Origin of the sequence: Coraliomargarita parva, assembly GCF_027257905.1 — a bacterium.
Taxonomy (GTDB): Bacteria; Verrucomicrobiota; Verrucomicrobiia; order Opitutales; family Coraliomargaritaceae; genus Coraliomargarita_A; species Coraliomargarita_A parva.
The window spans coordinates 58,065-74,033 of the sequence record NZ_JAPZEI010000011.1 but is presented as its reverse complement, the minus strand read 5'-3'; the positions used below and the strand labels follow the sequence as shown (position 1 = coordinate 74,033).

Annotated in this window: 12 protein-coding genes; 7 read left to right on the top strand and 5 right to left on the bottom strand. The window is 58.9% G+C overall.

The features are described 5' to 3' along the window. Nucleotides 1–3: 3 nt before the first annotated feature. A complete protein-coding gene (locus tag O2597_RS15560; RefSeq protein WP_269526338.1) occupies nucleotides 4–1,305 on the bottom strand; it encodes a hemolysin family protein in 1,302 nt (433 codons plus the stop codon). Further along, on the bottom strand, nucleotides 1,302–2,417 hold the full coding sequence (hisC, locus tag O2597_RS15555; RefSeq protein ID WP_269526337.1) for a histidinol-phosphate transaminase: 1,116 nt from the start codon (nucleotides 2,415–2,417) through the stop codon (nucleotides 1,302–1,304). Before hisC ends, O2597_RS15560 begins: the two co-directional genes overlap by 4 nt. A 63-nt stretch (nucleotides 2,418–2,480) precedes the next feature. Between hisC and O2597_RS15550 the strand changes: the two genes are divergently transcribed. From O2597_RS15550 to O2597_RS15540, 3 genes are all read left to right on the top strand, one after another. Continuing rightward, the gene (locus tag O2597_RS15550) at nucleotides 2,481–3,386 is read left to right on the top strand and encodes an SDR family oxidoreductase (RefSeq protein ID WP_269526335.1); all 906 of its coding nucleotides are present in this window, start codon (nucleotides 2,481–2,483) and stop codon (nucleotides 3,384–3,386) included. 12 nt (nucleotides 3,387–3,398) lie between these two features. Continuing rightward, nucleotides 3,399–4,109 carry a lipoyl protein ligase domain-containing protein gene (locus O2597_RS15545; RefSeq protein WP_269526333.1) on the top strand — a complete coding sequence of 237 codons (711 nt, stop codon included), beginning with the start codon at nucleotides 3,399–3,401 and terminating at the stop codon, nucleotides 4,107–4,109. Nucleotides 4,110–4,204: 95 nt separating this feature from the next. Beyond that, entirely contained in the window at nucleotides 4,205–5,203 is a 999-nt protein-coding gene (locus O2597_RS15540) for a glycoside hydrolase family 130 protein (protein ID WP_269526331.1), read from the top strand. Here the strand turns inward: O2597_RS15540 and O2597_RS15535 are convergent. Continuing rightward, nucleotides 5,200–6,042, bottom strand: a complete 843-nt coding sequence (locus tag O2597_RS15535) for a helix-turn-helix domain-containing protein (protein WP_269526330.1) — start codon at nucleotides 6,040–6,042, stop codon at nucleotides 5,200–5,202. The two genes, O2597_RS15540 and O2597_RS15535, sit on opposite strands and share 4 nt — an antisense overlap. 156 nt (nucleotides 6,043–6,198) lie before the next feature. Here O2597_RS15535 and O2597_RS15530 point away from each other — a divergent pair, with 156 nt between their 5' ends. Continuing rightward, nucleotides 6,199–7,626 (top strand): sulfatase-like hydrolase/transferase, encoded by a 1,428-nt coding sequence (locus tag O2597_RS15530; RefSeq protein WP_269526329.1) that lies wholly within the window; start codon nucleotides 6,199–6,201, stop codon nucleotides 7,624–7,626. Between the two features lie 23 nt (nucleotides 7,627–7,649). On the opposite strand, the gene O2597_RS15525 is transcribed toward O2597_RS15530, so the two are convergent. Together O2597_RS15525 and O2597_RS15520 are read right to left on the bottom strand one after the other, a co-directional pair. Further along, nucleotides 7,650–8,585 carry a helix-turn-helix transcriptional regulator gene (locus tag O2597_RS15525; protein WP_269526327.1) on the bottom strand — a complete coding sequence of 312 codons (936 nt, stop codon included), beginning with the start codon at nucleotides 8,583–8,585 and terminating at the stop codon, nucleotides 7,650–7,652. A gap of 55 nt (nucleotides 8,586–8,640) precedes the next feature. Further along, nucleotides 8,641–9,462 carry a LamG-like jellyroll fold domain-containing protein gene (locus O2597_RS15520; protein ID WP_269526325.1) on the bottom strand — a complete coding sequence of 274 codons (822 nt, stop codon included), beginning with the start codon at nucleotides 9,460–9,462 and terminating at the stop codon, nucleotides 8,641–8,643. A gap of 252 nt (nucleotides 9,463–9,714) precedes the next feature. On the opposite strand from O2597_RS15520, the gene O2597_RS15515 reads away from it, so the two are divergent. From O2597_RS15515 to dnaE, 3 genes are all read left to right on the top strand, one after another. Beyond that, the gene (locus tag O2597_RS15515) at nucleotides 9,715–10,392 is read left to right on the top strand and encodes a PEP-CTERM sorting domain-containing protein (protein ID WP_269526323.1); all 678 of its coding nucleotides are present in this window, start codon (nucleotides 9,715–9,717) and stop codon (nucleotides 10,390–10,392) included. A gap of 108 nt (nucleotides 10,393–10,500) precedes the next feature. Then, nucleotides 10,501–12,138: an FAD-dependent oxidoreductase gene (locus O2597_RS15510; RefSeq protein ID WP_269526321.1), complete on the top strand. Its 1,638-nt coding sequence runs from the start codon at nucleotides 10,501–10,503 to the stop codon at nucleotides 12,136–12,138. Between the two features lie 68 nt (nucleotides 12,139–12,206). After that, nucleotides 12,207–15,965 carry a DNA polymerase III subunit alpha gene (gene dnaE / locus O2597_RS15505; protein ID WP_269526319.1) on the top strand — a complete coding sequence of 1,253 codons (3,759 nt, stop codon included), beginning with the start codon at nucleotides 12,207–12,209 and terminating at the stop codon, nucleotides 15,963–15,965. Nucleotides 15,966–15,969 lie beyond the last annotated feature (4 nt).

Here is a 15,969-nt window from a genome sequence, read left to right as displayed (position 1 = left end):
GGCTTAGCTCTCTTCCGCTTCCGGCTTGAGTTCCACCGTGGTCGAAATCACCCGGCGGTCATTCACCTCATCCACACGGATCTTCATTCCGTAGGCTTCAATGACCTCTCCCCGCTCGGGGATTCGGCCGATCTCGGCAGTAATCAGGCCACCGAAGGTCGAGACTTCATCGTTTTCGATTTCGATTTCGAGCCGCTCCTCAATGTCATGAATCGGGGTGAGTCCGGAAATCTTATAGGCGTTCTCCTGCTTGAGCGAAATGATTTGCTCCTCCTCGCTGTCGAACTCGTCTTGAATTTCCCCGACCAGTTCCTCCAGAATGCTCTCGAGTGTGACAACCCCGACCACACCGCCGAACTCGTCTACCACCAGCGCCATGTGGAACTTGGCCCGCAGCATTCGTTCCAGAGCCTCCTCCACCGGGGTTTCCAGCTGAAAGACCGCAACCGTACGCTTCAGTTTCAGCGGGTCAATCTCGGCGGTCGGCACCTGGGATCGGAAGATGTCCTTGATATGAATGATACCGACACACTCATCCAGGTCCCCGCGACACAAGGGGAAGCGGGTGTGTCCGGCGCGTTTCATCCGCTCCAGATTCACCTCGAGGCCTTCATCCAGATCATAGATCACCACCTGGCTGCGGGGTAAGAGGATATCCTGCACCACGAGTTCGTGCATCTGGATCGTGCGGGACATAATGCCTCGCACCACCGCCCCGAGGTCCTGACTCTCCTCTCCCATGGCCCGGATCTGTACGTCCACATCCAGCGGATTCAGCTCATCTTCGACATCCACCCCGAGACGCTTGAACAACAGTTGCTTGAAGCGCCGAAAAAAGAGCATGGCCGGAAAAACAAATACCTGAAAGACCAGCAGCACCCGGTAGGAGCTCAGCAGCCCCTTGGCCGGATCACGCATGGCCAGGCCTCGGGGAAAAATCTCGGCAAAGAAAAAGTGCACCGTCACGGCGAGGACAAAGGAGAGCAGGACCACGAGCCAGCGTCCGGGCACGCCCCCCGGATCCAGCAGGCTAAGAAGGTCACTCACCAGCGGCAGCAAGAGCAAGCCGACCGCCACCGTGCAGATGGTCTTGCTGAACCGCACCAATCGCCCGGTCCGGTCCCCGTTGTCCATCAATCTGGCCAACGCCGGACGGCTTTTCAGCTGGGCGACCACCTCGTCCCCCACCTCGCCGTAGCGGATCTTGACCATGCTGATTTCGAAGAGTACGAGAAACGCGTGCAGGATCAGCATGAGCGAAACAGCGCCCAGCGAGATGCTCAGGTTCAACCAAAGGTCATTCATCCGACGCCTTCTTCAATCGGAGCTCGGGCATACCGGCCCACGGCTTCGAGCAAACGTTCATTTTCAGCCGGAGTTCCGATTGTGATGCGGACAAATTCAGGCATGCCGTAGGGTGCCAGGGGTCGTACGATGATCCCCTCCGCTTGCAAGGCCTGGAATGCCTGGAGTCCATTACCGATCTGACAGAGCACAAAGTTTGCCTGACCGCCCCATACACGATACCCCAGTGCCTCCAAACCGGCAACGAGTTGCTCCCGACCGACCTCGTTGGAACGACGGCAAGAACTGACAAATGCGTCGTCACCCAGCGCAGCCAGCGCTGCGGCTTGAGCCAGAGAGTTGACGTTGAACGGCTGGCGCACGCGTTGCAGCAAGGCGATCAATTCCGGATCACCATAACCGTACCCGACACGCAGGCCTCCCAAACCGTATATTTTCGAGAAGGTCCGCATGCCGATCACCTTGTGTCCCGCCTCGATGGCCGCACGCAAATCCGGCGCGGTCTCCAGATATTCCGCATAGGCCTCGTCAAAGCAAAAAATGACATGTTCAGGCAGCGAGGCCGCCAAATCGAGCAACTCGCCTTCCTGGTTCGCGATCCCGGTCGGATTGTTCGGGCTGGCGACAAAAAGCAAACGTGTCCGCTCCGTCACGGCAGCCCGCATGGCCTTCAGGTCATGCGCAAAGTCCTTCATCGGGACCTCCACCGGGGTCGCGCCAAAGAGCTTGGCGACCAGCTTATACACAATAAAGGCTTGGGTCCCCATCACGACCTCAACTCCGGGACGAAGAAAGGCATGCCCCAGAAGCTCGATAATCTCATTCGACCCGTTTCCGATCACAATCGACTCGGGCGTCAGGCCACGTGCCCGAGCAATCGCCTGACGCAGGTCAAGGCAACCACCGTCCGGATATAGATGGCTGTGCGCCGCCGCGGCATGGATGGCCTCGACCGCCTTGGGAGAAGGCCCGAAGGGGTTCTCGTTGGAGGCCAGCTTGGCAATCGCCTCCGGCTTTAACCCGTATTCACGGGCAACATATTCGATCGGCTTACCCGGTTCGTAGACCGGTTGATCCAGCACACCAGCATTCGCAAGTTCAGCGTAGTTCATTGAAAATCGCTTTGAACTTGCTTCCTCCCTGAGCGATTGCAACAAAAACCGCCCCCGCCGCTTATGAAGATTCTACTCACCGGAGCCTCCGGATTGCTCGGAAATGCCTATGCTGAAGCCGCCCTGCGTCGCGGCCATTCAGTCATCGCACTCTACAATCAACATGTCCCCGAATTGTCGGGCGATGTGCGTGCACGCCAACTCGACGGCCTTGAGCTGGACCGGCTGACCTCGCTCTGCCTCGAGGAATGGCCCGAAGCGATCGTCAATTGTGCTGCCATCTCCTCGCCCGACCAAGTGCTGGAGCAGCCCGACCTGGCCGAAAAGATCAATGTCGCCCTGCCCCGCAAGCTGGCTCAAATCGCCACCCACCTCGGCGCACGGCTGATCCATATTTCCACGGACATGGTCTTCGACGGCCAAAGCTCCGAACCTTACCGCTCCACCGACATGCCCATGCCGACCGACCTCTACGGTCAGACCAAGCTGATGGCCGAACGGGAAGTCCTTGAGCACAACCCGGAAGACCCGGTGGTCCTGCGCATCCCCATCCTCATGGGTAACAGCCCCCGGGGCCGGCGCAGCGTACATGAAAAATTACTGGATGCGATCCGGCGCGGCGAGCGGCCCAAACTGTTTACCGACGAGATCCGGCAACCGGCCGCAGCCTCCAATGTCGCCGAGGTCATGCTCGAGCTCACAGAACGGCGCGACCTCCACGGCATCTTTCACTGGGCCGGATCGGAAACGCTGAGCCGCTACGAGATGGGCCAGCGCATCCTCCGGCATTTCGGCCTCCCGGAAGACGCCATAGAAGCGGTTTGCAAACAGGACGATCCGGCATTTGCCGGCCGGCCCTCCAACCTGACCTTCAATCTGCACCCGATCGTAAGCAAGTTGAAGACCCAGCCGGTCGGATTTGAGGAGCAACTGGAGGAACTCACCCGCATCGAACCCTTACGCTCCTAAACGACACCGGCTATGTTGATCACTTTGCCGAATGCCTACGGCGATGCCGCCACCAACATGGCGGTCGATGCCTCCCTGCTCGAAAGCCTGCCCCGCAAGACCGCCGTCTTCCGGCATTACGGATGGGTCGAACCGGCCATGACGTTCGGCTATGCGCAAGCCCTGGCGACCGCACAAGGACTCGCCCCCCCAGACATGGTACTCTGCCGGCGAATCACCGGAGGCGGAATCGTCGACCATCGCAACGACTGGACCTACGCATTAATTATAGAGTCCTCCCTGAGGGCTGCCCGCATCGCGGCAACCGAATTGTATGAGAGAGTGCACAGAGCCTTGGCCCAGGCCGCCCAGGATCAGGATGTCGACACGCAACTGGCCCCCTGCCCACGCCAATGCGACTCGCCCCTTCCCCCTAAGATAACAGGGGTCTGCTTTACCGAACCGGCGGCCAACGACGTCCTCCTCGCCGATGGCCGCAAACTGGCCGGAGCGGCCATGAAACGCAACCGCAAGGGCCTCCTGCTACAGGGCTCAGTGGACCGTTCGGCCTTGCCGGAGGATTTTGACTACACCGCATTCCAGCTTGAATTCGTCGCGAACCTGGCTGCGTCCCTCGGCTTGGAACAGGCTCAACCCGAAGACCTGCGACACCTTTTTGACGGAGCCGCCATTCAAAAGGAACGTAGCCGCTTCAAGGATCCAGACTGGACCGGTAAGCGCTAGCCCAACTGTCCTTTAATAGCTTCAATCCGCCCGGCTTCGATCCAACTGGCCGAGTCGTCAGCCTGTTTCTTTTACCAATCAGCCGAAAGATCGTCATGAAGAAGCACCCCCATCCCATCCTCGTCGCAGAACAAGTACCATTCAATGCGGACAAGCCGAAGTCCTGCGTCTTCAACGCCGGTGTCGCCAAAGTCAACGGGGAATACCTGATGGTCTTCCGCAATGACTATCAACATGTCCAGCGGGCGCAGTTCAGCGGCACCAACCTGGGTCTCGCCCGAAGCCCGGACGGGATCCATTGGACAGTCGACCCGGAACCGATCCTGACCACCGAGATAATCCGCGAACAATGGGCCGACCTGTTTCCCGCTCGGCTCATGCCGGCGGAAATACGCCGCGTCTATGATCCGAGAATTTCCATTTTCGACGACGAGATCGTGTTCTGCCTCGCCATGGACACGAACCACGGGGTGGTCGGCGCCATCGCCCGGACCAGCGATTGGAAGCACTACGAGTGCCTGTCCATCACTACGCCGGACAACCGCAACATGGTGCTCTTCCCGGAAAAGGTGAACGGCCAATACATCCGTCTGGAGCGCCCCTTCCCGATCTATGGACGCGGCAAGCCCGAAGCCTTCGAAATCTGGTCCTCCCGTTCCAAGGACCTGCGCTACTGGGGCGACACGCGCCTCGTCCTGGGCAGCGAGGAAGTCCCTTACAGCAACTGCAAGATTGGCCCCGCCGCACCGCCGATCAAGACCGACAAGGGCTGGCTCTGCACCATCCATGCAGTCGAGAAGGTCGAAGCGGACCTCTACGCCTGGCATGACAACTGGAAGAAAATCTACCACGGCGGCCTGATTCTCCTCGACCTGGAGGACCCCAGCAAAGTGATTGGAATCGCGAAGGAACCGCTCATCCGTCCGGAATTGCCACATGAGGTCGAAGGCTTTCGCGGTAGCGTGATCTTCCCCTGTGGCATGATCCTGGAAGACGACGGTGAGGTGAAGATCTACTACGGTTCGGCTGACACCTGCGTCGGACTGGCGACCGCTTCGCTGGATGAATTGCTGGACATGATCGAACCGATCTAAACCTCCGCTTTACGGAACGCTCGGGGAGAAAGGCCGCTCTTTTTCTTGAACCAGTGGGAGAAGGCGGTCGCATCCTGGAATCCTAGCTCATAGGCGATCCGTTTGACCGGATCCAGCCCCTCGCGTAGGCGGTGCTCCGCCGCCAGGAGGCGACGACGGTCAAAGTAGGCCCGCATGGTCATGCCAAAGGCTCCTGCGAACAAGTGATCGGCATGCCCAAAGCTAAGCCCGACGGAGGCCGCCAAGCCCTGCAGATCAATCGGAACATCCAGCGCGTGCCGGTCGAGCGTCCCCTGCAGCCGGAGGATGCGTTCGTCGGAATGACGGGACAACACAGGGCCGTGCCCGAGCGCCTCCATCAGGTCAACATACTGACAAAGCCAGTGCTGAAACAGCCGTCCAAGCTGCATGTAGGCGGAAAGTCCGAGCATTTGGTAGCGCATCATGTCCCGGGCATGCAATTTCTGCTCCTGCACAAAGCGCAATAACCTGCGCGCAGCCTTCCCCAACTCCGGAGCACACGCTTCCCGCACCACGATCGCTTCAGGAAATTTAAACAACATCCGCCCGTCCGGCCAGCGGAGAGCGAAGTTCAGCGAGATGATCTTCGCATCTTCGGAAAACTCCCGGGGCTCCCGGGAGCGGGGCGCAAAGATCCAGTTGCCGGCTTCAATCCGTCGACCGCCTGCGCCACCAATCCGCAAGCTTCCCTCACAGATGCACCAGGCAGAAAGGAACTGGTTCCGAAAGCGGCCCCGACTGAGCACGGGAGCCCCCTCATAGATCCAAAGCAGCTTCGAATCCAAGTCACACCAGTTCGAATAATGCAGGCATTCCATTGGGTATTTGCTTCTCGAGTAGAAAAAGATATTCATTTTACAGATCATATATCTTTAAATTTTACAAGTTTTTCGAGCTGGAACACATGCATGTATGCTCGGCAAATGTAGCCCGGGCACGAAGAATGGGTACACTTAGGAAAACCGGTTTATCCCATGTCCAAACCTCACAATCTGATCTACATCGTTGCCGACCAATGGCGTGGCGACTGCCTCGGTCTCTACCGGAACCAGCATCCGGTCATGACCCCGCACTTGAATCAACTCGCGGGGGAAGGCGTCCATTTCCCCCATGCCTATGCGGACTGCCCCATTTGTATGCCCCAGCGCATGACGATGTTGACCGGCCAAAGCGGCTCGCAGCTCCGCTGTGTCAAGAACTTCAACGAACGCACGGCCCCCCAGATCGTCTCATCTCAAACCCTGCCGGCCCGACTCGCCCGTGAAGCGGGCTACCAGACCAAGGCCATCGGGAAAATGCACTTCGCGGCGCACCGCGCCCGTTACGGCTTCGAACACGTCAGCCTGCACCCCGACGATTACCTCTGGTGGCTGGAGGATGTAGGCCAGGGCGGCACCTTCCGCGGTCATGGCTTGGGAGGCAATGAAGTCTATCCGACGGCAGCCACCACCGAGGAACGCTACTACCATACCACCTGGATCGTCGATCAGGCCATCCGTTACCTGGAACAGCGCGATCCGGAGCAGCCCTTTTTCCTCTTCATCATTTTCGAAGCCCCGCACAGCCCCTTCGATCCCCCGCCCCCCTACGACCGGATGTATGACAATTTCACGATCCCCGATCCGGCCATCGGCGACTGGCGTGAGGACGGCTATCCCGCAACTTTCACCGCCAGGCGATACATGTCGAAATGCGACTACCTGCAGCCCGAAGCGATCCGTGAAGCAAGACGGCGCTACTACGGACAAATGTCGCAGATCGACTACCAGCTCGGCCGTTTCTTCGGGGCCCTCAAATCACAGGGACTCGACCGCGACACTGCGATCGCCTTTACCTCCGACCACGGGGAATGCCTGGGCGATCATGGCATTTTCGCCAAGCATTGCTTCCTCGAATCGGCAGCGAGGGTCCCTTTCATCCTGCGCCTCCCCGCCGAGGCGAGGGATCGCCTCGAAGCCAACGCCTCCGGCACCCCGGTCCTGACCGCCGACCTCTGCCCCACTTTTCTGGACCTGGCCGGAGTCGAAACCGACCCGCAATCGGACGGCCGTTCCCTGCTGCGCCCGCTGGAGCGCAAGTATATCTTCGGGGAAACCCCGGAAAGCGCCATGGCGGTCGGAAACGGCTTCAAGTATGTCTATTATGCGACCGGCGGCATCGAGCAACTATTCAACACCAAGCAGGACCCGGACGACATTCGCAATCTCGCGGGCAAAGACACGTATGCGGCCATGCAATCCGAACTCAAGGCCGCTCTGGCCACTTACCTCGAAAAGAACGGCAGTCCGTTAATCGAAGACGGGGCTTTCGTTTCCCGACCGGTCGAGATTGATCCGGTGCAATTGCGCCGCAACAATCCGGCCGCCTGCCGGGGACCGATGTACGGAGGCGACGGCTACTAGGCATCGCCAGTAATAGATTCGCACTAGCCCTTCTCCGCCGAGACCGGGCGCCCACGAGGGTGATATTCGTAGTGATTTTTTCGATACGCACGAGGAGACCGACCGGTTTGCTTCCGGAACCAGGTCGAGAAGTGGGAAAGCGACTTAAAGCCGAGCGAGTACGCGATCTCCTTGATGTTCCTTTCATGCGCCTCCAAGGCGCTTCGGGCGGATTTCAGTTTGCGACCGTTAAAATACCGGCTCGGAGTCATCCCGAATTCCTGCTGGAATAGACGGGAAAGTTGCCGATCTCCGAGATTCGCCTGTGCTGCCAGCTGAACTTCATCCAGAGGGACCGACAACGGCCAGTTATCGAGATCCCGTGCCACACGTAGCATGCGAGGGTCAACCGGACTCAAGCGCGTCGGCTGAAGCCCCACGGACATGAGCGTTTCCGCATAGACCTGCAACCACGTCATCAAGCGCTGCTGCAAATGCAGGTACTGGTCCGTCGTCGCCGAAGTCGCCCGCAGATAGCCGTCCGTCCGTGGCAACGTCCGTTTGAAAAAACGGTTCAGGGCCACCGCCACGGTTTCCAGACGGTGATGCGCTTCCGCTTTCAAACTGAAACCGTCGCCATGCCGGAATAGAGGCACCCCGGTAATCCAGTTGGCCTTGAAACGGATCGAGAGCAAACGGGCCTGAGGGGAAAAATCCTGCCAGTAGTCGTGATCCGGAAGAAAGAACCAATCCCCCGCCCTCAAATTCCATTCCTTCCCCGCACTACGCACTTGAGCTGCCCCATCGCGGATCAACCAGACCACGCTTTCCTGATTCGCGACAACCTCCCGATGATAGCCGAAAGCTGGCACTTCGTCGTCGTAAATCCAGATCAACGAACAAGTCAGACTGGCCCAGTCGGACAACGGAATCGCAAGTTTGGAATGTTCGACATCAACGGGCACGATGTCGTAAAACATAAACTTTAGCTACAACCCGGCAAGACTGAATACAAAGCGCCCCACCTCTGACTGACTAGAAGCGTCTCCGGCGGAAAAGTCCGTACAAGAAGACGCAACTCCCGAATACGAGCGCCACACTGGCAGGTTCTGGGATTGCACTGCTGCGCACGGACTCCAGCTGACCTAGATCCAGCAAACCATCATAGACACGCACATCGCTAAAGTAAGCAGGCGGCGTACGATCTGAACCGGAGGCCGCAGTCGAACCAATACGCAGAATGGAACTCAGGTCCAAGCCGCCACCGCCCTCAGTACTACTGTTAAGGTAACCTACGTTGGCACTCTCGCTGCCGGAGTAGAAGGACACCTGATTCGAACCAAGCGTACCATCGTAAACAACTGCAATAAACGACCAAGTATTGTTTGCGTTGTAACTGCTGGTCGAAGCTGCCGGACCGGTTGCGGCATCTACGTTGAAATTCGCCTGAAACGACGACGGGTTGTTACTATTACTGATTCTCAGATCAAACCCGTCGTAGGTCGAACCACCATCCGAAGTGGTCAAATTAGATACCAGGCGGTCATTCGACGAGGGTGTCCCCTGCAGGTTGACCCACACGGTCACTGTCATTTGAGTCAGGCCTTCGTAGGCATTCCCGACATTTGCCTCCAAATAGCTATTTGCCGCACCGGTAACATCCAGCGACTGGCTGTAAATTCCAGGCGCATTATTGATATAAGACGCAGCGCCAAAGAGGGCGCCATCCGCCCCCACGCTACCGCTATCCGTTGCGATTCCGTCCAGCGTATATTGGGACAGTAAAGTTTGAGCTGATAAGTTGAAAGCGAACGACAATGCAGCAAACAGAGCCGAGGAGACGATGAGCTTCTTCATGATGATTTTGAATGAATCGGGTAGGCTACATATTAATGGAATTCGAGAGAGATGCAACTGAACACGCAAGTCGTGGTTGAGCCCGAAATAAAGACGGATTCGCGCTCTGATCGCACGCAAAAGACCCAAGAGTCGCGCCCAGGCAATGTCCCAAATAATAAACTTTATATGCAAATTCGAGAAGCGTTCCGCATTGCCGATGCCGCACAGACGGAAGAAGCTGATATCCTCAAAACCTCTCCCCCAAAAAATATGAAAAACTATCAAAAAATCATTCTCTGCGCACTCGCCCTCACCGCTTCGGCCGTCGCCACACATGCGGACACGATCGCCTTCTACGGGTTTGAAAATGTATTCACCTCGTCCGACTCGGAAGCCAACACGATCGCCTCTGCAGTAACATGGGGCGGCGGGCTAAATCCAGCCACCCCGGTCTTTTCGGGCACCAGCTTTGGCGGTAGCCGATCCTTGGCACCGCAAGATTTGACGGAAAGCTCAGCCGCCGACGCGGTTACGGCTGGCGACTACCTCGAATTCACAATCGAACTCGGCACCGACGTTGAACTGAGCCTGACCGAGTTGACTGTCGCCCTGCAACGCAGCAATGACCCGGGCAGCGCCAGCGACTGGTTTGTACGCACCAGCTTGGACGGCTTCATCGCCGACGTCGGATCTGTAAATCCGACAACAACCTTCGCCGAGTACAGCATCGACCTGAGCGACGCGGCTTTCCAAAACATTTCCTCCGATCTCACATTCCGACTCTACGCCTACGGTGGCGCCTCGTCGAGTTCCTCCCTCCGCCATGACAACCTGACCTTGCTCGGAACCGTCTCCGCGATCCCAGAACCCGCTATGACCGGGCTCTTGATGATGGGCGCGTCCGCGCTTTGCGTGCTGGCCATCCGCCGCCGGCGTCCAGGCAACTAGTTTCGAAAATCATCTCTCGCGACCTCCACTTTACTTGCTAGGGTGGAGGTCTTTTTTGCGTCATACAGATTTCAGTCTACGCACGAAGCCCCTCACTTATTGCTCAACATGTCCAGCCAGCATCACCCCCACTATTTCAAACCGGAATGGATCGAAAACGACCCGCGCGAACTGTGGGCGGACGTCGTCATCTACGGCGGCACCGCGGCCGGGGTGGTGGCCGCCAAGGCGCTCGCCGAGCGTGGACGCTCGGTCTTGATCCTAAACCCCGCCCAAGTGCTGGGCGGTATGACCACCGGAGGCCTGGGCTGGACGGATTTCGGCAAGAAAGGCGTGATCGGGGGAATGTCCCGCCGGTTCTACGAGGATCTCGGGGCACACTACGGACTTGAGGGGCCGGCATGGACCTTTGAGCCCAAAGCCGCCCAGGCTGTGATTGACTGCTATGCCAGCAATGCCCGGATCACGGTCCTGCACAGGCAATTCCTGAAGCGGGTCGAACTCGACGCCGGTAAGATCGTCGCCGTTGAAATGCTCGGCGGCCTGCTTGCGCGCGGACGCTACTTCATGGACTGCACCTACGAAGGTGACTTGCTGGGCAAAGCCGGCGTCAGCTATACCGTTGGACGCGAAGCCAACCGCGTCTACGGGGAGACAATCAACGGGGTACAGATCCGCCCCAAGCACCAATTCAGTCACCCGGTCGATCCCTACGTCATTCCGGGCGATCCCAAGAGCGGCACCCTGCCCTGGGTATACGAGGGCGAAACCGCACCGGAAGGTTCCGGCGACCACAAGATCCAGGCCTACAATTTCCGCGTCTGCATGACCGACGATCCGGAGCTCAAGGTCGACTGGGTCCAGCCCGAAGGCTTCCGCGAACTGGACCATGAACTGGCCCGTCGCTGGTTCAATACGGAGACCGACGACTACAACGCCCACCTCCCCAACGGAAAGAACGACGACTTGCCGGAACCCGAATCGATCCTGCGTAAGTTCGACGTCATGGAGGTACGGACCAAGAACGGCTACCTCAAGACCGACACGAACAACCACGGGCCGGTCTCGACCGATTTCATCGGAGCCAACTACGCCTGGCCGGAAGCCAGTTACGCCCAGCGTGAAGTCATGTTCCAGGAGCACTACACCTACATCATGGGGCACTTCTGGTTCATGGCCAATGATCCCTCCATCCCCGAAGTCTACCGGAAAGGCTATGCCCGCTTCGGCCTGCCCAAGGATGAATTTCCCCTCACAGGTCACTGGCCTCATCAACTCTACGTCCGCGAAGCCCGTCGCATGGTCGGCGACTATGTGCTGAACGAAAAGGACACCCAGCACCACCGCCAGCCGGAAGATCCCATCGCCATGGGTTCCTACGCGATGGACAGCCATAACTGCCAGCGCTTCGTCCGGAACGGATGCGTCACCAACGAAGGCGATGTGCAGCTCAAGCCCGCCGCACCCTATGGCGTCAGCTACCGCTCGATCGTTCCCGCTCGCGGCCAATGCCCGAATCTTTTCGTTCCCGTCTGCCTTTCCGCTTCTCATATCGCCTACGGCTCCGTGCGCATGGAACCGGTCTTCATGGCCATCGGAGAAAGCGCCGCGGTCGCGGCGGACCTGGCACTGGAAACGGACTCGGACGTGCAGGATCTGGATTACAGCGCTCTTAAGGCACGCTTGGAATCCGTCGGCCAAGTGCTGACCTACCAAGTCGCCGTGGGCGAAGCGACGACCGACTGAGCGCCTGTGAACAAGTTCTCCCGTTTTTAGCTTTTCCCCGCGCGGTCCGCCTTTCACAGTAGCGGTTCATGCCCGAAAAAGACCGCGAATTCGTCCACCTCCACGTCCATACCGACCACAGTCTCCTCGACGGCTGCGCACGTACGGACAAGCTCTGCCAACGGGCTTCGGAGATGGGCATGAAGGCGCTCTCGATCACGGACCACGGGGTGCTCTACGGCCTGACCAGCTTCTTCAAGCAGGCGAAGAAGTACGACATCAAGCCGCTTCTCGGCTGTGAAATCTACCTTGTCTACGAGGACCAACTGGCCACCGAGAACGAAGGTAAGGCCAAGCAGAAATCCCGTCACATGGGCCTACTGGCAAAGAATTTCACGGGCTACCAGAACCTCTGCAAACTGGTCTCCAAAGCCCACACCCAGGGCTTCTACCGGAATCCACGGACCGACCTGAAGACCCTGGCCGAGCACAGCGAAGGGCTGATCGCCTTTTCCGGCTGTCTGGCCGCCGTCATCCCCCAGTACCTGATGGAGGACAAGTTTGACGAGGCCCGGGCCGCGGCCGCCAAGTTCATCGATATTTTCGGCAAGGAGAATTTCATCATCGAGTTGATGGACCACGGCTTGAAAGAGCAGCGTCAGATTATTCCCGACCTGCTCAAGATCGCCACCGAGTTCGACCTCAAGGTCGTGGCGACCAACGACGTGCACTATGTCGACCACGACGACTGGATGCCACACGACTCACTCCTCTGCATCCAGACCGGCTCCAAGCTGGCCGACGAGAAACGCATGCGCTACGACGCGCAGCAGTTCTACCTCAAGTCGCGCGAGGAGATGGAACTCGCCTTCAAGGAGGTCCCGGAGTCGATCACCAACACCTCGGCCGTGGCCGAAATGTGCGAGGTCAAGCTGCCCTTCGGCGACGACCACTATCCGGTCTACGAGCGCCCGATCGAGATCCAGGTCAAGGAAGACCACACCAACTTCGACCGCATCCTCGACGTCTATGTCGAGAAGAAGAACGCCGTGCTCACCCGCGACGGGAAAGAGCCGATCACCCTGAGTGATGAGGAGCGGACCAAGCACAAGTCGAACGGCCTCTACCTTTTCGAGCTCTGTAAAAAGGGGCTCAAGGAGCGCTACGGCACCGACTACGACGCCATCCGAGCTGCCGGCGAGGAGGCCGACCCGAAGCATGTGCGTTACTGCGACCAGCTCGACTACGAGCTCGCGATCATCACCGGCACCGGCTTCGTCGACTATTTCCTCATCGTCTGGGACTTCATTAACTGGGCCCGCTCCCAGAGCATTCCCGTCGGCCCCGGCCGGGGTTCCGGTGCGGGCTGCGTGGTTGCCTATGTGTTGAAGATCACAGATATCGACCCGCTCAGCTTTGGCCTCCTCTTCGAGCGGATGCTCAACCTGGAGCGTGTCTCTCCGCCGGACTTCGACGTCGACTTCTGCATGCGCCGCCGCGACAAGGTGGTGAACTATGTGCGCGACAAGTATGGCCGTGACCGTGTGGCCAACATCATCACATTCGGCACCTTCGGGGCCAAGATGATCGTCCGCGACCTGGCACGGGTGAATGACATCGAATTCGCCGAGGCCAACAAGCTGGCCAAGATGATTCCGGACGAGCTCAACATCACACTGGAGGATTCCGTCCGGAAGTCCCCCGAGCTCTCCGCCGAGATCGGCCGCAACGAGACCGCGCGCAAGATCATCGAGCAAGGCAAGGTCATTGAGGGCATGATCCGGAATACCGGAAAGCACGCCTGCGGCGTCATCATCGCCGACCAGCCGATCACGAACCTGATTCCCGTCACCCTGCAGGAAGGCGACCTCACGACGCAGTATCCCAAGGGGCCGTCCGAGGACCTTGGCCTGCTGAAGATGGACTTCCTGGGCCTGAAGACCCTGACCGTCATATCCGACGCGCAGGACAATGTCCGGAGCACGCGCGAACTCCCCGATTTCGACATCGAAAAGATCTCGCTCGACGACAAGGAGACCTACGACCTACTCAATTCCGGGCGCACCACGGGCGTGTTCCAGTTGGAATCCGGCGGCATGCAACAACTCTGCCGCCAGATCGGCCTGAGCTCGTTCGAGGAAATCATCGCCTTGATTGCGCTCTACCGCCCGGGCCCGATGCAGTTTATCCCGCAGTTCATCGAGGGTAAGAAAGACCCCTCGACGGTGGTGGTGCCCCACCCCCTGCTCAAGGAACTGGTCGAGGAAACCTACGGGGTGCTGGTCTATCAGGAACAGGTCATGCAGGCCGCACAGATCATCGCCGGCTATACGCTCGGCGGCGCGGATATTCTCCGCCGCGCCATGGGTAAGAAGATCAAAGAGGTGATGGACGCCCAGAAGGACGTCTTCATCAAAGGGGCGGCCGAGACCAACAAGATCGACCGCAAGACCGCGGAGTCCATCTTCGCCTTGCTGGAGAAGTTCGCGCAGTACGGCTTCAACAAATCGCACTCGGCGGCCTACGCCATGCTCTCCTACCGGACCGCTTTCCTGAAAGCGAACTACCCGGTCGAATTCATGGCCGCCGTGCTGACCTCGGAACAAGGCAACGCCGACAAGATCTCCCACTTCCTCGAAGAGTGCTCCTCCATGGGCGTCCCCGTGCTCAGCCCGGACGTCAACATCTCCGGGGCGAACTTCACCCCCGTCCTCGACGAACCGGACGCGGAAAACAAGTCACCCGCCGGCGGTTCCATCCGCTTCGGTCTGGCCGCCATCAAGGGGGTCGGCGAAGGGGCCGCCATCGTCATTATCGAGGAATGCGAAAAGGAAGGACCTTACGAGAGCTTTTCCGATTTCATCGAGCGCCACACCGACAAGAACGTCAACAAGCGGGTCATCGAAGCCCTCATCAAGACCGGCGCCTTCGACAACCTCGGGCACGACCGCGGGCAACTCCTGCACGATCTCGATTCCGAACTGGCCGAGGCGGACAGCCGCCGGCGTGACCGCGAGGCCGGTCAGGAGACGCTCTTCGACATGCTCGGCGGCGGGGACGCCGGAGTGGTCGACGAAGACAAGCCCGACCGTTCGAAGACCTCCTCCATCAGGATGCCCATGGCGGAAAAGCTGCAGTACGAGAAGGAACTGCTGGGCTTCTACATCTCGGGGCACCCGATGGACGCTTACGCCGGCCTGGACTTGGCGGTCGACAGCTTCCACCACCCGGACGAGCTCAACAATTTCGACGACCGCCAGACCTACCGCCTAGGCGGCATCGTCAGCAATCTCGCCATCAAATACACCCGCAAGGACAGCCGGCAGATGGCCGTCTTCAATCTGGCGACCCGGAACCAGAGCTACGAGCTCATCATGTTCCCCGATCCCTACGAAAAGAACGGCGCCCGCCTGGAGGAAGGCAAGCTCGCACTCATCCATGGACTCATTGGGCGGCGTAACGGCGAAATCGGCCTGCAGGCACACGAGGTCTTCGACCTGGAAGCGTCGATCCCCCGGATCATCCAACGCATCAATTTCATTCTTCAGCCCGGCAAAATAGCGGTACAATTTCTCGAACTGCTACGTGAGACGATCGACGAGGAGTACAACAACAGCAAGGACGGCAACCATGAGAACCGCCACACCTCCGAAGTCACCGTCAGCTTCCTCGTCGACAACCAGATCGTACAGGCGGACTCTTCCAAAGCCCTGAAGATGGCGATCAACGGCGCCAACTACAAAGGCCTGCGCAAGCACCCCGCCGTCATCGGCATCCGTCTCGAGGCACTTCCGGTCCAGGCAATCGACGACCGCAAGCCCTGGGAGCGCCGCAAACGCGTAAGCTGAACCG